At 67.4% G+C, this 18,245-nt stretch carries 14 protein-coding genes and 1 tRNA gene; 9 read left to right on the forward strand and 6 right to left on the reverse strand.

Features of this window, described 5'->3' with window-relative positions; all coding sequences use genetic code 11:
• Positions 1-606: 606 nt before the first annotated feature.
• The 4 genes from ACFWMR_RS27980 to ACFWMR_RS27995 form a co-directional block, all read right to left on the reverse strand.
• Positions 607-1,215 (reverse strand): hypothetical protein, encoded by a 609-nt coding sequence (locus ACFWMR_RS27980; RefSeq protein WP_378380507.1) that lies wholly within the window; start codon positions 1,213-1,215, stop codon positions 607-609.
• Between the two features lie 420 nt (positions 1,216-1,635).
• On the reverse strand, positions 1,636-3,000 hold the full coding sequence (locus ACFWMR_RS27985) for a hypothetical protein (protein ID WP_378380508.1): 1,365 nt from the start codon (positions 2,998-3,000) through the stop codon (positions 1,636-1,638).
• Positions 3,001-3,959: 959 nt separating this feature from the next.
• Positions 3,960-4,032: transfer RNA gene (locus ACFWMR_RS27990), tRNA-Arg, on the reverse strand.
• Positions 4,033-4,098: 66 nt separating this feature from the next.
• The gene (locus ACFWMR_RS27995) at positions 4,099-4,536 is read right to left on the reverse strand and encodes a MarR family winged helix-turn-helix transcriptional regulator (RefSeq protein ID WP_378380509.1); all 438 of its coding nucleotides are present in this window, start codon (positions 4,534-4,536) and stop codon (positions 4,099-4,101) included.
• A 44-nt stretch (positions 4,537-4,580) separates the two neighbouring features.
• On the opposite strand from ACFWMR_RS27995, the gene ACFWMR_RS28000 reads away from it, so the two are divergent.
• A complete protein-coding gene (locus tag ACFWMR_RS28000; RefSeq protein WP_378380510.1) occupies positions 4,581-5,705 on the forward strand; it encodes an epoxide hydrolase family protein in 1,125 nt (374 codons plus the stop codon).
• Between the two features lie 151 nt (positions 5,706-5,856).
• The gene (locus ACFWMR_RS28005) at positions 5,857-6,774 is read left to right on the forward strand and encodes a cation diffusion facilitator family transporter (RefSeq protein ID WP_378380511.1); all 918 of its coding nucleotides are present in this window, start codon (positions 5,857-5,859) and stop codon (positions 6,772-6,774) included.
• 81 nt (positions 6,775-6,855) lie between these two features.
• On the opposite strand, the gene ACFWMR_RS28010 is transcribed toward ACFWMR_RS28005, so the two are convergent.
• Both ACFWMR_RS28010 and ACFWMR_RS28015 read right to left on the reverse strand, forming a co-directional pair.
• The gene (locus ACFWMR_RS28010) at positions 6,856-7,569 is read right to left on the reverse strand and encodes a DUF305 domain-containing protein (RefSeq protein ID WP_093932185.1); all 714 of its coding nucleotides are present in this window, start codon (positions 7,567-7,569) and stop codon (positions 6,856-6,858) included.
• 9 nt (positions 7,570-7,578) lie between these two features.
• Complete coding sequence (locus tag ACFWMR_RS28015) at positions 7,579-8,379, reverse strand: DUF3105 domain-containing protein (RefSeq protein WP_093932176.1); 801 nt, start codon at positions 8,377-8,379, stop codon at positions 7,579-7,581.
• Between the two features lie 203 nt (positions 8,380-8,582).
• Between ACFWMR_RS28015 and argS the strand changes: the two genes are divergently transcribed.
• From argS to ACFWMR_RS28050, 7 genes are all read left to right on the forward strand, one after another.
• Positions 8,583-10,238 (forward strand): arginine--tRNA ligase, encoded by a 1,656-nt coding sequence (gene argS / locus ACFWMR_RS28020; protein ID WP_378380512.1) that lies wholly within the window; start codon positions 8,583-8,585, stop codon positions 10,236-10,238.
• Between the two features lie 5 nt (positions 10,239-10,243).
• Entirely contained in the window at positions 10,244-11,677 is a 1,434-nt protein-coding gene (gene lysA, locus ACFWMR_RS28025) for a diaminopimelate decarboxylase (RefSeq protein ID WP_093932178.1), read from the forward strand.
• A gap of 3 nt (positions 11,678-11,680) precedes the next feature.
• The gene (locus ACFWMR_RS28030; RefSeq protein ID WP_167405971.1) at positions 11,681-12,991 is read left to right on the forward strand and encodes a homoserine dehydrogenase; all 1,311 of its coding nucleotides are present in this window, start codon (positions 11,681-11,683) and stop codon (positions 12,989-12,991) included.
• The gene (gene thrC / locus ACFWMR_RS28035; protein ID WP_093932180.1) at positions 12,988-14,049 is read left to right on the forward strand and encodes a threonine synthase; all 1,062 of its coding nucleotides are present in this window, start codon (positions 12,988-12,990) and stop codon (positions 14,047-14,049) included. Before ACFWMR_RS28030 ends, thrC begins: the two co-directional genes overlap by 4 nt.
• Positions 14,046-14,927: a homoserine kinase gene (thrB, locus tag ACFWMR_RS28040; RefSeq protein ID WP_378380513.1), complete on the forward strand. Its 882-nt coding sequence runs from the start codon at positions 14,046-14,048 to the stop codon at positions 14,925-14,927. The genes thrC and thrB overlap by 4 nt, the downstream gene beginning before the upstream one ends.
• A 435-nt stretch (positions 14,928-15,362) precedes the next feature.
• Positions 15,363-17,354 (forward strand): transcription termination factor Rho, encoded by a 1,992-nt coding sequence (gene rho / locus ACFWMR_RS28045; RefSeq protein ID WP_378380514.1) that lies wholly within the window; start codon positions 15,363-15,365, stop codon positions 17,352-17,354.
• Between the two features lie 92 nt (positions 17,355-17,446).
• On the forward strand, positions 17,447-17,986 hold the full coding sequence (locus tag ACFWMR_RS28050) for an AAA family ATPase (RefSeq protein WP_378380515.1): 540 nt from the start codon (positions 17,447-17,449) through the stop codon (positions 17,984-17,986).
• Positions 17,987-18,245: the final 259 nt, after the last annotated feature.

The raw sequence follows: 18,245 nt of genomic DNA on the forward strand, positions 1-18,245 counted from the left end.
TCAGAACCAGTGTTGACGATGCTTCCAACTTGGACGAGCAACTGGCCGTTGTCTCGTCAAAGGAAACGATCTCGACGCGGTAGTCCTACATGGTGAAAACTTGTCGAGAAACGGTAATTCGACCGGACTCGCACCTGTTTCTTGCTCTTGAGGACCCGAACGGGCGAACCGTTGATCGCCGCCCGTGACCAGCCAAGGGCATCCGCGACGATGAGTTCGGCGAGGTAGTCTACTGCGAGTGCAGAAGCCTCTGCCAGGCGGTCTTATTCGAACCGAAACCGAGTCCTGGTTAGGAAATCCCGCAGGATCTTGACGTAGGGTACCAATAGGACGCCGCACAACAACTTGCGGTCGCTCGGTCATTTACGGATACCGCCACGTCATGGCGCCGCCGAGAGTGGCGGCTAGATCCGCGCCCACGGCTCGCCGGACACGATCCAGGAAACTGCTCAACAGTGTTCCAGGAGCATTCTGTTAGGATTCCAAACTCGACGTCGTCACCATCGGTATCGCGGCCCGTCGACCATACCAGCAGCTCCTGACAATTCATGCGCTACGGCATCGTTCAGCCTTACCAGTGCCACGATGGTGATCGTGCACCGAAGGCTAGTAGTTCCATTCCCAGCCACCTCCGGCGTTAGTCAGTCCGCCAGGAATCAGCGCGAGCACTCCATTCTTCGTCGCGACCTGGAGCTCCAACTGGCCTGTGTACTTCGAGTTCGACGCCCAGTTGTTAGGCAGTGCCTTCAGGCTGCTGCTCTTGCACATGCCGAGCTCGGCCGGGGTCGTGACGCCGTCTGGCGTGACGACTTGGAAGGCGAAGGGGTTGATCGTCCCGCCCAGCTGGATCGCGTCATCCGGGGAGAGTTGTTTCGTCGCGACCCGGATGTCCAGCAGTAGCGTGTGCTTTCCCGCCTCGGGCTTCATGTACGGGTCGCACTTCGGGTCGACGGTGATCTTGTCGATCGTGAAGGTGACCACCTGCGTTTTGCCGTCCTGGCTCGTGAACCCCGCAGTCTCGCCCAATTTCTTCGGCATCCTGCCTTGAGCGTTGGCCCCGGCGGGAGTGCTGTCGGTCGGCGCGGCGGCCTGGGGCGACGCGCTGGGGAGTGCGGCGGCGTCCGGAGTTGTCGGCGCGGGCCGGGTTCCGCACGCACCCGTTGTGGCGAGTACGGCGACGGTGCCGGCGAGGGCGATGAGTCGAGTGGTGCGCACTGTGGAGCTCCTTGATCAGGCAGAGGTGCCTGGAAAGGTCGCTCGACATGGCACGGGTGTTACGCGGGTAGACCGAGACGGGATCGTGCGGTGTTTTGGCCGACGCAGCTGGCGTGGGTGGCGCAACGCGCTTTCGCTGTAGATGTTCGGCGGGTAATGCGGCAGTTGAGATCGGTGATGGCTTTCTTCTGTAGCCGGGGCTGCTTTTGTTGCCGCGGGCTCGGCAGAAGGAGGCTCGCCGAAGACCCGGTCCGCCAGGTCGCCTTCACCGCGGATGAGCCTCGTGGCATGTCGACCGGCTACGGCAACCCGCTCGGCGCCCATGTCCACCACGTTGCAGCGTGATGCTGGCTTGAGGGAGTGCGGAACGCTCTACCTGGCCGCGACTACTACGTCCTCCCTGTTTCTGATGGCACCGGTTTACGGGTTCCAGGGGACGTTCTCGATCTGTCCGGTGAAGTGCACCTTCACCGCGGGGTCGCGGTGGGTGCCTTGGTATCCGAGGTAGCCGAGGATGCTGAGCTGGAGGTAGTGTCGGGCCAGACACCAGGCGTCGTACCATTCGTCGGTACTGAACTTTGGCTTGGTTCGGTTCGGGTGCATGACCCCGTTACGCATGCGAGTGAGTACTTCGGGGCCATCGCCCACTGAAAGGTCGGTGAGCTTCGAGGCCACCGACGAGAGCTCGGTCAGTTCCGGCGGGAACATCGGGCTGATCGAATGCAGGGTTAGCAGTTCGCGCATGGACTCGTGCGCTTTCAGCGATTTATAGGTCTTTGCGGTATGAATTTGGTGGTCTTCGACGAGCTCGGACCATGCCAGCAGCTCCAGTCCGGACTGAGCGGAGGAGACGGCAAGTTCGAGCGGATGGGGATCGTTCGCGTCGATCAGGTAGTAGATGGCCCGCCGAACGACTTCCTGCTTCAGCGGATCAGCCCAAGCCACTGCGGTACGTTCGAAAAGCTCCTGGAGTTGTTCTGGATGGTGACCGTCGACAAGGCCAAATGAGGTACGCCACGGGGAGACAAGCGGAGGCGCCCACTCTGACCAGGTCGGCTCGGTCGCGTTGTTGTACGCCACCGACAGAATGGGAGAAGTCCAGCGGCCGCAAGCGAGGCTCAGTACATACCGCAGGACATGGAGGACATTCTGAAGGCTTCCGGCACTGAAGTCGGAGCCGTCCTCCCGCTCGACGCGGCCAGTGTGAGTGACCGCATGGCCGCCGTTGTCCCGCAGGTCCTTTTCGATTTCTTGGTGGTTCCAGGGATAGTCGAGCGCTACCTTCCAGCCGGCGCCGGTCAGCACGGTGCGGCCTGGATACCACGCTGTTTCGTGACACAGTCTCGCACCAAACTGCATCGCGGGCAGATTCGCCAGGATGAATGTGGCGTACGTGAGATCCTGAGCCTCAGGATCACCCACCACGGTCCGGCCCAACGGCCCGCGGCCCTCCCACTGAATGTCTTCGGCCGGAGATCCATCTTTGGAGGCGACCTGGAACGGGTGCTCTTTTGGGACCTCGACCCGAGGCTCCTCGAATACCAGGCTTCCGTTCGCGAGGTCGATGCCGATGTCGACTTCTTTGGAGCTTCCTGACCATTGCAGCACCGGCCATGGATTCCAGCGCAGGGTGACGGAACCGGTGGCTTCGAACTGGCGCGTACCGGAGCGGCCGACGAGCGGGCCGCGGTAGAGGCGCAGTTCACTTCGCGGTGTCTCCGCAGAGTAGAAGTGTCTGGTGGGAGCCGGAGTAGCGTCAGTGGAATCGGGCACGACGCCCATCATCCAGCATTTCCTCGAATTTTTCATTCCTTTAATAAGTGTGATAAGAATTGAAAAAGTCTGACGCCTCGTAGGGTTAGTCAGTTCTGATCTGACACTCAGTCACGCAAGCGACAGCTCGCCCAAACCAGGGGTCGCGGTGGGTGGCTGGTATGGATGTGGGGAAGGCGCTGACCGAGCTCGTCAAGTGGGTGCGGACGAAGACCCGGTGCTGGCCGTCGTTTTGTGCATGGTGTCGACGGTGGCGTACGTAAGAGCTGGTCTGCGAAGTGGAAGGTTTCGTTCTGACCGGAGTGGCTCGGGCGGGACATCGGGGGTTTTGTCGGTCTGACCGCTGGGGCATGACGCGGCGTCGAGCCGCTAGTTGGGCAACTCGATGCCGATTAAAGATCGGGTGATCAGCCTGCTGGCTCACCTGGAGAGGCGTGGGATCGGGCAGCGCCCGCTATATGCGTCACCCCTGGTATGGGTGGGCTTGGTGGTCTAGGAGATGCTGCTGCATGCGGCTGACGGCCGTACCGACTGCGCCGAGTTCGCCACCGCAGCCCGTAGCGTGGTTTTCCTGACCGCCTTCAAGCGACGTTGGCGACATCGGAGGCGCTGTCTGTCTCATCGTCCGCCGCCTCGTGGGCAGTGCTCACGATGGGCTCGGTACTTGCGCCCAGCTGATTACAGGTTTGCGGGATGCCCGCGCTCGAGAACCTGCCTTGAGTCGTCCACGAGACCAGCTCCGCCATGTCAGGCTCGATGATCGAATCGCAGCGCCAGCACAGGTAAGCCTGGTTGCAGGACTGCGTAGCGCTGTGGATGTAGATAGCAGGGAGCACCGAAGAAGCTCAAGAGCCAATACGCAATCGAGTGAAGCTGGCTAAAGGTGTGGGACCAGCCCATTTAGTGAGTTCATGCCATGAATAATTGTATGAACAATGTAGGTGAGCAGCTGAAAGTGCTGTTCACTAGTGTGCCCTCGGCAGGATTCGAACCTGCGACACCTGCCTCCGGAGGGCAGTGCTCTATCCCCTGAGCTACGAGGGCGTAGCCGCCTGAGCGACTTCGAGAAGCTTAGCGCACCCCGCCAGGCCTCCTCTCGCGAGGTGGTCGTTAACCCTGGTGATGGTCGACGACGCGGGCCAGGAGCCGGGTCAGCTGCGCCCGTTCGGCGGGTTCGAGTGGTGCGAGGAAGACGTCCTGCGTGTCGCTGACCTGCTCTTCCAGGTGTTCCAGACGTCGCGCGCCCGTGTCGGTGAGGGTGATCAGGTTGCGCCGCCCGTCCGCCGGATCGGGCGCGCGTTCGACGTAGCCCGCGTCGGAGAGTTCGTTGATGACGGCGACGACGTCGCTGCGGTCGATGCCGGTGCAGCGGCTCAGGGTGGCTTGGCTCGACGGACCGTTCTCGTCGATGGCCGCGAGGATCCCGTAGTGGTACCGGCGGGCGCCGCTGCGGGCGAACTCGTCCAGGGCGAGCCGGTGGGCCACGGTGGCGGCCTGGTTGACCAGCCAGCTGGCCTTGGTCCGGAGCCGGTCGGGGGCGGTGCTCATCGAATCAGCGTAGCGTTGGTGTCACCAACGAACTGGAGGACGTCGTGATCGAGCCGTTCGAAGTCCGGATTCCCGAAGCCGCCATCGCCGATCTGCGGACCCGGCTGCGCGCCACGCGCTGGCCCGAGCCGGCCACCGTGGACGGCTGGGAGCAGGGTGTCCCGCTGGAGTTCGCCCGCGAGATGTGCCGGTACTGGGCGGAGGACTACGACTTCGGCCTGGCCGATCGCGTCAACGCTTTCCCGGGCTTCAAGACCACTGTGGACGGTCTCGGGGTCCACTTCCTGCACGTCCGCTCGCCGGAGCCGGACGCGACGCCGCTCGTGCTCACGCACGGCTGGCCGGGATCGGTGGTCGAGTTCCTCGACGTGCTCGGCCCGCTGACCGATCCCGCCGCGCACGGCGGTGATCCGGCGGACGCGTTCCATGTCGTGGCGCCCTCGCTGCCGGGCTTCGGCTGGAGCGACAAGCCGACGTCGACGGGCTGGAACGTGGAGCGCATCGCCCGGGCCTGGGACGAGCTGATGGGAGGGCTCGGTTACGAGCGCTACGCCGCGCAGGGCGGCGACTGGGGCGCCGGGGTGACGAACATGCTCGCCAAGGTCGCGCGGGAGCGGGTGATCGCCGTCCACGTGAACATGGCGGGTGTCCCGTACGACGCGGCCGAGCTGGGGGAGCCGACGGCGGAGGAGCGTGCGGCGATCGCCGATCTCGCGCGCTTCCGTGAGGTCGGGTCCGCGTACTCGCAGCAGCAGGCCACGCGCCCGCAGACGGTCGGCTACGGGCTCACCGACTCACCCGCGGCTCAGGCGGCGTGGATCGCCGAGAAGTTCTGGGAGTGGACCGACAACGACGGCTCGCCGGAGACCGCGCTGTCCTGGCGCCAGGTGCTCGACGCGATCTCCGTCTACTGGTTCACCGGGACGGCTGCTTCGTCGGCGCGGATCTACTGGGAGAACAAGGAGCGGGACGTCTCGGCGGTTGAAGTTCCTTCGGGTATCTCGATCTTCCCGCGCGAGATCATCCGCCCATCGAGGCGCTGGGCGGAGCTGCGCTACACCGATCTTCGCTGGTACGAGGTGCTGGCCGAGGGCGGTCACTTCGCCGCGTTCGAGCAGCCGGAGATCTTCGTCGGCCAGTTGCGGGGGTTCTTCCGGTCACTTCGGTAGCGGTGCGTGGCGGGTTCAGGTTTCGGGAAGGCCCTCCTGGGGGATGGTTTCCGTGTGTGGCTTAAGACAAAGTGAACTTAGGCTCACCTGTATTGCACATATGCGCATGTGACAATATATTCGGCCTGTCGACTTCACGAGAGGCGGAGCAATGGGTCACGGGCACGGGCATGGGACAGCCTCGCCGTCGAGCGCGTCAGGCCGCTACCTCAAGAGCCTGACGATCGCCCTGGTCATCGGCGCCGGCTTCATGGTCATGGAGTTCATCGTCGGGTTCGCCACGGGCTCGCTCGCGCTGATCTCCGACGGCGCGCACATGTTCACCGACGTCCTCGGTGTCGGCATGGCGCTGGCGGCGATCATGCTCGCCCGGCGCAGCGGCCCGACGCTCACCCGCACCTTCGGGTTCTACCGGGCCGAAGTGCTCGCGGCGCTGGGCAACGCCATCCTGCTGTTCGGCGTCGCGGGGTACGTCCTGATCGAGGCCATCGGCCGGATCAGCGACCCGCCCGCCGTTCCCGGCCTGCCCGTCCTGCTGGCCGCCGCCGCGGGTCTCGTCGCGAACATCGTCTCCTTCCTGATCCTGCGCAAGGGCGCGGAGGAGAGCATCAACGTCCGGGGCGCGTACCTCGAAGTCCTCGCCGACCTGATCGGCTCCGTCGGCGTGCTGCTGAGCGGCGCGATCACGCTGCTGACCGGCTGGCGCTACGCCGACCCGATCATCGGTGTCGCGATCGGCCTGTTCGTCCTGCCCCGCACGTACGCGCTCGCCCGGCGCGCGCTGCGGATCCTGTTCCAGCACGCACCTAAGGGCGTCGACGTCGCCGGGATCCAGGCGGAGCTGGGCGGGCTGAAGGGTGTCGAGGACGTCCACGACCTGCACGTCTGGACGCTGACGTCGGGGATGGAGGTCGCTTCGGCCCACCTCACCATCGCGCCGACCGTCGAGCAGGCGGAGGTGCTGACCGAGGCCCAGAACCTCCTGGCGAACCGCTACTCGATCGAGCACGCGACCCTGCAGATAGAAGTGCCCCAGTGTGCGCAACGGTGCCGGGAACTCTCCTGGTGACCGCACGCATTTAGTCCTCTGGATGCGGTAGTCGGCAACGCGAACTACCGCATTCAGAGGACTAAACGCGTGAGAGTGGCGTCAGGCGGGGAGTGGCGAGCCGCCGCGCTCCTGGAGCAGGCCCTTCATCAGGTCCATCTCGGCACCCTGCGAGACGAGCATGCTCCGCGTCAGCGACTTCACGTCCGCGATGGACGTGTGGTCGTTGCCGTACTGGGCCATCTCGGTCCCGCCCATGTGGTGCCGCAGCATCAGCTGGAGGAAGAAGACGTCCATCTCCTTGCCGGTCAGCGACCGCAGTTTGGCCAGCTCGGCCGAAGTCGCCATCCCCGGCATCGGAGCGCCGTTCGACGGCTTCATGTCGGCGCCACCGTGTCCGCCGTGGCCTGAAGGCTCGGTCATCCAGGTCATGTAGGCGCCGGTCGTCTGCTCCGGCTGGCCCCACAGGCCCAGCCAGCCCTTCATCCGGCCGACCTGGCCGGTCTGCGTGCGCTCGATGTCGAACGCGAGGGTCTTGATCGCCGGATCGGCCGTGTGGTCCCGCGCCCAGCCCGCCATGGTGACGGCCTGGAGGTGGTGCACCGACATGTCCTGCGCGAAACCGACCTCGACCGAACCCGCGCCCGGAGTCGTCTGCTCCGGCTCGGAGTCGATCAGCCTGGTTGTCAGGGCGCCCAGGCCGAAGCCCAGGATCAGCATGACGACCAGGGCGGCCCCGATCACCAGCCACCGGCTCTTGGCCGAGCGCGGCACTTCGTCGCCGGGTTCGTCGACGTACTGGAGATCGGGGTCCATCTGGCTCACTTACTTGCTCGCGGGCGCCGAGGGCTGAGTGGCGGGAGCGGACGGCATGCCGCTCTGACCGGCGCCGGGCTGGTCCTGCTGAGTGCCCGCGGTGCCCTTGTAGTCCATCGGCTTCGCGTCCGGCCCCGGCGGGGTCGGGTCGAAGTCGCCCGGCTCGATCTGCGCGTCGCAGGTGGCGTCACGCTCGGGGTACGCGCCGTACGGGTTGGTGCGCAGCGCCGCGATGAACTGGTCGATCCGCTCGTCGTCTGCCTTGTCCAGCTTCAGCTGGTGGCCCCAGGACTGCAGCGAGATCGGCTTGTCGAGGTTCGGGTACGGCGACATCGTGGTGTACGGCTTGCCCTCGACGCGGACCCGCAGCAGCTCCAACGCGTCGCCAGAGATCTGCGCCGGGTTGTAGGCGATCCAGACCGCGCCGTGCTCGAGACCGTGGACCATGTTCTCGTTGCGGACGGCCTTGTCGTAGACGACGCCGTTGCACGCGGCCCAGGCCTGGTCGTGCGGGCCGCCGAAGGGCGGGGTCTTGTCGTAGGCCACGCGCTCGGCCGCCGTGACGTGCACGGATCCCTCGTAGGTGGCCGTGGTCACGCCGTTGATCCGCTTGGACGGATCCGGGTCCTGCTGCGAGGGCGCGAAGGCGGCAGCGGCCTCTTCGCGGGTCTTCTGCTCGCGCTTCGGCGCCGAGGCGACCATGTAGTAGGTGACCACCGAGGCAGCCAGGGCGACGATCGCGACGACCGCGATGATCGTGCCCCAGGGCGTGCCCTTCTTGGACACGACGGAACTACGGGCGGCCTTCATGGCGTTCTTCGACGACGCGCCCTTTTTTCTGGTTGTCCCGTTAGCCATGGCTCCTGCGTTCTCCAAAGGGGGTGGTCCCTGCGCGGGCCAGTGTAGAGACCGCACGTCTGATCACCGTGAACAGCTGGAAGATCAACCGCTTGGCTCACACCTTCCGGCGGTCGCTGCGTAGCCCGGACCAGGTCACACCTAGAATTCCGCGAGTGACTCCCGCAGCTCTCGCCGACCTGGTCCGTAACTCAGCCGTGCAGGTTCTCACCGCGCGCGGCCTCGACGATTCCGTGCTGCCGGAGAAGGTGACGATCGAACGTCCCCGCAACCCCGAGCACGGCGATTACGCGACCAACCTGGCGCTGCAGGTGGCCAAGAAGGCGGGCATGAAGACCCGTGACTTCGCCGACGCGCTGGCCGAGGCCCTCTCGGCCGCCGACGGCATCGACTCGGCCGAGGTCGCCGGGCCGGGCTTCCTCAACCTGCGGCTCGCCGCCGACGCGCAGGGCCAGATCGTCCGGCAGGTGCTCGACGCCGGGGAGAAGTACGGCCTCGGTGACGCGCTGGCCGGCCTCAAGATCAACCTGGAGTTCGTCTCGGCGAACCCCACCGGCCCGATCCACCTCGGCGGCACCCGCTGGGCCGCGGTCGGCGACGCGCTGGGCCGCGTGCTGTCCGCGCAGGGCGGCCTGGTCACCCGGGAGTACTACTTCAACGACCACGGCGCGCAGATCGACCGTTTCGTGCGGTCCCTGATCGCCGCCGCCAAGGGCGAGCCCGCTCCCGAGGACGGCTACGCGGGCGGCTACATCAACGACATCGCCGCCGAGGTCATCCGCCAGGAGCCGAGCGCGCTTTCGCTGCCAGAGGACGAGCGGGCCGAGACGTTCCGCCGGGTCGGCATCGAGCTGATGTTCACCGAGATCAAGCAGAGCCTGCACGACTTCGGCACCGACTTCGACGTCTACTTCCACGAGAACTCGCTGCACGAGTCCGGCGCGGTCGCCTCCTCGGTCCAGCGGTTGAAGGATTCCGGGAACCTGTACTTCGAGGACGGCGCCTGGTGGCTGAAGTCCAAGGAGCACGGCGACGACAAGGACCGCGTCGTCATCAAGAAGGACGGCAACCCGGCCTACATCGCCGGTGACCTCGCCTACTTCCAGGACAAGCGCAAGCGCGGCTTCGACCTCTGCATCTACATGCTCGGCGCGGACCACCACGGCTACATCGCCCGGCTCAAGGCCGCCGCGGCCGCGTTCGGCGACGACCCGGCCGTGGTCGAGGTGCTGATCGGCCAGATGGTCAACCTGGTCTCCGACGGCAAGCCGGTCCGGATGAGCAAGCGCGCCGGCACCGTGATCACCATGGAGGACCTGGTCGGCACCGTCGGGGTCGACGCGGCCCGCTACGAGCTGATCCGCTACTCCGTCGATTCCACTTTGGACATCGACCTCGACCTGCTTCGCAAGCACTCCAACGACAACCCGGTCTACTACGTCCAGTACGCCCACGCGCGGCTGGCCTCGTTGCAGCGCAACGCTTCCGACCTCGGGCTCAAATTCGATGGCGACGCCGACCTCGGACTGCTTACGCTGCCGGCCGAGGGCGACCTGATCCGCACACTCGGCGAATTCCCGACCGTCCTCCGCCGGGCCGCACAGCTGCGCGAACCGCACCGTGTCGCCCGGTACCTCGAAGAACTCGCCGGCGCCTACCACAAGTGGAACGCCGTCGGCCGGGTCCTGCCGAAGGGCGACGAGGAGACCACCCCCCTCACGTTCTCCCGCCTCGCGCTCAGTGAAGCGACTCGCCAGGTGCTGGCCAACGGCCTCACCGTGCTCGGTGTCTCTGCTCCGGAACGGATGTAAGCAAAATGGCCCACCCCGCCGGCCCCCGCCACGCCGACGTCTACCCCCACGCCGACGCCTCCGGTTTCCCGCCGTCGAGTCCTGAGGAACTCGACAGGCTGTACCCGAAAGTCTGGCCCCGCAACACTTTCCGCGGCGGAGACGGCGTCGTGCGCATCGCGGGCGTCGACGTCCGCGAACTCGCCGAGAAGTACGGCACGCCGCTGTTCGTCGTCGACGAGGCCGACTTCAAGTCCCGGTGCGCCGATTACGCCGAGGCGTTCGACGACCCGGCGCTCGTGCACTACGCGTCCAAGGCGTTCCTGTCCATCGAGATCGCCCGCTGGGTGGCCGAGCAGGGGCTGAGCCTGGACGTCTGCAGCGGCGGCGAACTCGCCGTCGCGCAGCGCGCGGACTTCCCGGCCGAGCGGATCACCTTCCACGGCAACAACAAGTCCCTGCCCGAACTGGAAGCCGCGGTCGAGGCCGGCGTCGGCACGGTCGTGGTCGACTCCTACTTCGAGATCGCGCGGCTGGCCGATGTCGCCGCCCGGCACGACGTCGTGCAGAACGTGCTGATCCGGGTCACGGTCGGCGTCGAGGCGCACACCCACGAGTTCATCGCGACCGCGCACGAGGACCAGAAGTTCGGTTTCTCGCTGGCCTCCGGTGACGCGGCCGAGGCCGTGCGCAGGGTGCTCAACGCGCCGTCGCTCAAGCTGATCGGCCTGCACAGCCACATCGGTTCGCAGATCTTCGACGCCGACGGCTTCGAGGTCGCCGCCCGCCGCGTGGTCGGCTTGCTGGCCGAATTGGCCAAGGAACACGGCACCGACCTGCTCGACCAAATGTCCATCGTCGACCTCGGCGGCGGTTTCGGTATCGCCTACACCGACAAGGACAACCCGCCGCCGCCCGCGCAGATGATCACGCAGATCCGCGAGATCGTCCGCAAGGAATGCGAGTACGCGGGCCTCCCGGTGCCGAAGATCGCCGGCGAGCCGGGCCGTGCCATCGCCGGTCCCGGCACGATCACGCTGTACGAGGTCGGCACCATCAAGGACGTTTCGCTCGGCGACAAGGCCGCCCGGCGCTACGTCAGCGTCGACGGCGGGATGAGCGACAACATCCGCACCGCGCTCTACGACGCGGTGTACGACTGCCGTCTCGTCTCCCGGACCTCCGACGACGACGGGGACGGCCAGGTCGCCGCCGCGCTGTCCCGGGTCGTGGGAAAACACTGTGAGTCCGGCGACATCGTCGTCCGCGACTGCTGGCTGCCCGACACCCTTGCTCCCGGCGACCTGCTCGCCGTGGCGGCCACCGGGGCGTACTGCTACTCGATGGCCAGCGGGTACAACCGGCAGCCGCGGCCCGCGGTGGTGGCCGTGCGCAACGGCAGCGCCCGCGTGCTGCTGCGGCGGGAGACGACGGACGACATGCTGCGCCTGGAGGTCTAGTAAGTGTCTACTGTGGACGGACGCGTGATCAGGGTCGCCCTGCTGGGCTGCGGAACGGTCGGTGGCGAGGTCGTCCGGCTGCTCACCGAGCAGGCCGAAGAGCTCGCCGCCAGGGCGGGCGCCCGGATGGAGCTGGCGGGCATCGCGGTGCGGCGCCCCGACAAGCACCCCGAGCTCCCGCCGGAACTGGTGACCTCCGACGTGACGAAGCTCGTCACGTCTCCGGACGTCGACGTCGTCGTCGAACTGGTCGGCGGCATCGAGCCGGTGCGGGAGTGGCTGCTCGACGCGCTCAAAGCCGGGAAATCCGTTGTCACGGCGAACAAAGCCCTGATGGCCGAGCACTCCGCGGAGCTGTTCGAGGCCGCCGACGCGGCAGGCGTCGACCTGTACTTCGAGGCGGCCGTGGCCGGGGCGATCCCGTTGCTGCGCCCGCTGCGCGAATCGCTGGCGGGCGACCGCATCACCCGCGTGATGGGCATCGTCAACGGCACCACCAACTACATCCTGTCCGCGATGGACTCGACAGGCGCCGGTTACGCGGAAACGCTGGAAGAAGCCAGCAGGCTCGGATACGCCGAAGCGGACCCGACGGCCGACGTCGACGGCTACGACGCCGCGTCCAAGGCCGCGATCCTCGCCTCGCTCGCGTTCCACACCCGGGTGACGGCGTCCGAAGTGCACCGTGAAGGCATCGCCGACGTCACCGCGTCGGACCTCGCCGCGGCGAACGTGCTGGGCCGCACGGTGAAACTGCTCGCCATCTGCGAGCGCGTCACCTCCGACGACGGCACCGAATCCGTTTCGGCGCGCGTGCACCCGGTGATGATCCCGCGCGGGCACCAGCTCGCCGGGGTCGGCGGCGCGTACAACGCCGTCTACGTCGAGGCCGACGCCGCCGGTGAGCTGATGTTCTACGGTCAGGGCGCCGGTGGCGCGCCGACCGCGAGTGCCGTGCTCGGCGACCTCGTCGCGGTGGCTCGAAACCGGGTCGTCGGCGGCCGTGGCCCGCGCGAATCCGCGCACGCCGCGCTCCCGGTCAGGCCGATGGGCCAGACGCCGACGCGGTACCACGTCAGTCTCGACGTGGCCGATCGAGCGGGCGTGCTCGCCCAGGTGGCCCAGGCGTTCGCCGGGCACGGTGTCAGCATCGCCGCCGTGCGGCAGCGTGACGCCAACGACACGGCCAGCCTGGTCGTGGTCACCCACCTGGCGCCGGACGCGGCACTGCGGTCCACTGTGGACGACATTGCCGAGCTCGATGTGGTGAACCAGGTCGTCAGTGTGATGCGTGTGGAAGGCGAAGACCAGTGATTTCCCAACCGTGGCCCGGGATCATCCAGGCTTATCCCGACCGGATCCCGGTCCCGGCCGGCGCGAAGGTGATCACCCTCGGCGAGGGCAACACCCCGTTGCTGCCCGCTCCGCACCTCTCGGACCTGACCGGCTGCGAGGTCCACCTCAAGGTCGAGGGCGCGAACCCGACCGGGTCGTTCAAGGACCGCGGGATGACCGTGGCCATCACGCACGCGCTCGCCAGCGGCCTCAAGGCGGTCATCTGCGCCTCCACCGGCAACACCTCCGCGTCGGCCGCGGCGTACGCGGCCCGCGCCGGGCTCACCTGCGCCGTCCTCGTCCCGCAGGGCAAGATCGCGATGGGCAAACTCGCCCAGGCCGTCCTGCACGGCGCGCGGATCCTTCAGGTGGACGGCAACTTCGACGACTGTCTCGAACTGGCGCAGAAGACCGCGATCGACTACCCGGTGACCTTGGTCAACTCGGTCAACCCGGTGCGCATCGCCGGCCAGAAGTCGGCCGCGTTCGAGATCTGCGACGTCCTCGGCAAGGCGCCGGACATCCACTGCCTGCCGGTCGGCAACGCGGGCAACATCACCGCCTACTGGGCGGGATATTCCGAATACGCCGGTGACGGTGTGGTGAAGAACACCCCGCGGATGTTCGGTTTCCAGGCGGCCGGTGCCGCGCCGCTCGTGCACGGCGAGCCGGTGGCCGATCCGGACACGATCGCGACCGCGATCCGCATCGGCAGCCCCGCGTCCTGGGACGGCGCGATGAAGGCGAAGAACGCGTCCGCCGGGCTGTTCGAAGCGATCACCGACGAGAAGATCCTGGAGGCGTACCGGCTGCTCGCCCGCAAGGAAGGCGTGTTCGTCGAGCCCGCTTCGGCGACCAGTGTCGCGGGCCTGCTCGCGACGGCCGCCGACGGACGGCTGCCGAAGGGCTCCACCGTTGTGTGCACAGTCACCGGACACGGTCTGAAGGACCCGGCCACGGCGCTGGAAGGCAACGTCGAGGTCGAGCCGCTCGCCGTCGACCCGACCGCCGTCGCCGCCGCGCTGGACCTGCGATGACGCTGCTCAAGGTCAAGGTCCCGGCCTCTTCGGCGAACCTCGGCCCGGGGTTCGACACGCTCGGCCTGGCGCTGGCCCTGTACGACCGCGTCGAACTGCTGGTCACCGACGCCGGGCTCAAGATCGAGGTGGTCGACGCCGGCGCCGGTGACGTCGACGACGTCCCGACCGACGAATCGCACCTGGTCGTCCGCGCCTTCCGGCGTGGATGCGAGCACCTCGGCCTCCGGCCACCCGGCCTGCACCTGCGCTGCTTCAACGCGATCCCGCACGCCCGCGGCCTCGGCTCGTCCGCGGCCGCGGTCGTGACCGGCGTCGCGGCGGCGTACGCGCTGGCTGAGAAGGCCCTGGACGACGACGCGTTGCAGCTGGCCGCCGGGTTCGAAGGGCACGCCGACAACGCGGCGGCGAGCCTGCTGGGCGGCTTCGTGGTCGCCTGGAACGAGGGCGAGCGGTTCCGCGCCGAACGGCTCCAGCCGCATCACGACATCCGGCCCGTGGTCGCCGTCCCGGCGTTGCGCTCCTCGACCGACGCGACGCGCGGACTGCTTCCCGCCCAGGTCCCGCACGCCGACGCGGCGTTCACGGCCGGTCGCGCGGCGCTCGCGGTGCACGCGCTCACCGCGCGCCCCGACCTGTTGCTCTCCGCGACCGAAGATCGGCTTCACCAGCATTACCGGGCGCCCGCGTACCCGGCGAGCAGCGAACTGGTGCGCGCGCTGAGGGCCGAAGGGGTGGCCGCGGCCATCTCGGGAGCCGGTCCGACCGTGCTCGCGCTCACCACCGAGGGAATACTCCCGGCGGGTGTCGACGTTACATCGTTCGACGTCACCGAGCTGCCGATCGATCCGGGCGGCGTCCAGGTTGCGGCTCAGTAAAGCCTCGGTCACATGCCGGAGCACCGCCCCGCCACGCGGGGGGTGGTTGTTGCACCCGGCCGTGGCGCGGTCTACCCTCGGGGGCGTTCGATCACCGTGCGTTTCCGCACCCGGTGCCGGTCCAGGTGACCAGTGTCATCCTTGGCCCGCATCCTTCGTTGATCCGCCAGTTCCGCAGAGGTCCGGCAACTAGCACAGCCTGGCAAGCGGGGGCTGGCAGATTGACACAGGCGGGTTCCCGGTTCCGGCGGTGCCGAATTCCGCTTCCTCCATTTGGAGGACGCAAATCCCTGTGCTGGAGGCCTTCTAGCTGTGTTCAACACGGCCGAGGAGCTGATCGCCCGTATCGGGGGCCAACTACGCCGTTTCGCAATCGGACGCGAGCGGCGGTCCGCTGATCCACCTGGAGGCGTGGATCGGTCAGGAAGGACATTTGTGAGCAACACCGATCTTTTGAGCGACGTCGAAGGTGGCGCCGCCGAGTCGAACGGCGCCGTCGCTCCCAAGCGCACGGTCGGCGGATTGACCGGCAAGACCGTCGCCGAGCTGCGCTCGATCGCTGGGGAACTCGGCATCGGCGAGACCACGGGGATGCGCAAGGGCGACCTGATCGCGGCCATCCGCGAGCGCCAGGGCAAGACCAAGCGCAAGTCCCCCGCGGCGGCGAGCGAAACGCTTCCGCTCGAGGGGATCGACGCACCGCGCAAGGCCCCGAAGGCCGAAGCGCCCAAGCAGGAGGCCCCGAAGCAGGAGGCCCCGAAGGCCGAAGCGCCGAAGGCGGAAACCGCCCCGGCCGAGGCCCCGCGCGCCGAGAAGGCCGAAAAGGCTGAAAAGTCTTCGGAGAACGGCTCCGCGCCCGCCACCGAGCGGCCCGCGCAGCAGGAGAACGGCCAGCAGGACGGCCAGTCGCAGCAGGACGAGGGCGGCCGCAGCCGTCGTCGCCGCGGCTCCAACCGCGCCGCGGGTTCGCCCGAGCAGGGTGGCCAGCAGCGTGAGCGTGGCGACCGGGGTGACCGCAACGAGCGTGGCGACCGCGGTGAGCAGGGCGGCAACCGTCAGGGCAACCGCGACGGCGGTCGTGACGGCAACCGCGGCCAGGACAACCGCCAGCGCAACCAGCAGGGCGGCGGCCAGGACAACAGCCAGCGCCAGGGCCAGGGCCCGCAGGGTGACGACGACGAGGAAGGCGGCCGTCGCGGCCGTCGTTTCCGCGACCGTCGCCGCCGGGGTTCCGGCGGTGGCCGCGAGCAGGGCGGTTCGCCCGACACCGAGATCCGCGAGGACGACGTCCTGTTGCCCGTCGCGGGCATCCTGGACGTGCTCGACAACTACGCGTTCGTGCGTACCTCGGGCTACCTCGCCGGGCCGAACGACGTGTACGTCTCGCTTTCGCTGGTCCGCAAGTACGGCCTGCGCCGCGGTGACGCCATCACCGGTGTCGTGCGCCAGCCGCGTGACGGCGAGCAGCAGCGGCAGAAGTTCAACCCGCTGGTGCGCGTCGACTCGATCAACGGCCTCGAGCCGGACGAGTCCAAGCGCCGTCCCGAGTTCACCAAGCTGACCCCGCTGTACCCGAACGAGCGACTGCGCCTCGAAACCGAGCCGCACAAGCTCACCACCCGCGTCATCGACCTGGTGATGCCGGTCGGCAAGGGCCAGCGCGCGCTGATCGTTTCGCCGCCGAAGGCGGGCAAGACGACGATCATGCAGGACATCGCGAACGCGATCTCGACGAACAACCCCGAGTGCCACCTGATGGTCGTGCTCGTGGACGAGCGTCCGGAAGAGGTCACCGACATGCAGCGGTCGGTGAAGGGTGAGGTCATCGCCTCCACCTTCGACCGCCCGCCGTCCGACCACACCTCGGTCGCGGAGCTGGCCATCGAGCGGGCGAAGCGCCTGGTCGAGATGGGCCACGACGTCGTCGTGTTGCTCGACTCGATCACCCGTCTGGGCCGTGCCTACAACCTGGCGGCCCCGGCGTCCGGCCGGATCCTCTCCGGTGGTGTCGACTCGACGGCGCTGTTCCCGCCGAAGCGTTTCCTCGGCGCGGCGCGCAACATCGAGAACGGCGGTTCGCTGACGATCTTCGCCACGACGATGGTCGAGACCGGGTCCACCGGTGACACGGTCATCTTCGAAGAGTTCAAGGGCACCGCGAACGCGGACCTCAAGCTCGACCGGAAGATCGCCGAGCGGCGCGTGTTCCCCGCGGTGGACATCAACCCGTCCGGTACCCGCAAGGAAGACCTGCTGCTTTCGCCGGACGAGCTCGCGGTCACCCACAAGCTGCACCGGGTGCTGCACGCGCTGGACTCGCAGCAGGCCATCGACCTGCTGATCTCGCGACTGCGCAAGACGAAGACCAACATCGAGTTCCTCATGCAGGTCTCGAAGACGGCCCTCGGCTCGAACGACGACGACTGATCTTCAGGTCGCCTTCGGTACTGCAATGAAGGGGCCTTTCATAGCAAAATTTGCTATGAAAGGCCCCTTCATTGCATCGCGGGGGAGGCTCAGTGGGTTCGGTACCGGGGCGGATCGTCGTCTACGGGGTCACAGGTTCGGGCAAGACGACACTGGCCGGGAAGCTGGCCGAGCGGACCGGGCTGTCGTGGCATTCCGTCGACGACGACCTCGCCTGGCAGCCGGGCTGGATCCCCGTCCCCGACGACGAGCAGCGGCGCCGGATCACCGCGCTGGTCGCCGACGATCGCTGGATCATCGACGGCATGTTCGCCAAATGGCGCGACATCGCGTTGCCGCGCGCCGAGCTGATCGTGGCGCTGGACTATCCGCGTTGGGTCTCGCTGAGCCGTCTGCTGCGCCGGACCGTGGTGCGCTGCGTCACGCGCCGCCCGATCTGCAACGGCAACGTCGAAACGCTGCGGGGCATGCTCTCCCGTGACTCGATCATCTTGTGGCACTTCCGGTCTTACGCGCGCAAACGGCGCACGATCCGCGACTGGGCCGCGGATCCGGCGGTGCCGGTGGTCCGGCTGACCTCGCCACGCGCGACGAAACGCTGGCTGGCCCTCGTGACCGGCAAGGCCACTTAAGGCCGATGGCGTCTTAGGTACCTGCGGTTCCGTCTGTTACGCGTGACCGGACGGACGACACCCGTGATCAGACGGACGACACGTGTGATCAGACGGACGACACCCGGTGGGACTCGGCCGCGAGCGTGCCGTCCGTCCAATCACGTGTGTCGTCCGTCTGATCTCACGTGCCGTCCGCTCAGTCACACAAAAGTGCCGATTCGCCCCGCTTGAGTGGCAAGGGTGGCGGGGTGGTCTCGGCGGCGGATGTTCCCAATGT

It is taken from the genome of Amycolatopsis thailandensis (assembly GCF_042723255.1).
GTDB classification, from domain to species: domain Bacteria; phylum Actinomycetota; class Actinomycetes; order Mycobacteriales; family Pseudonocardiaceae; genus Amycolatopsis; species Amycolatopsis thailandensis.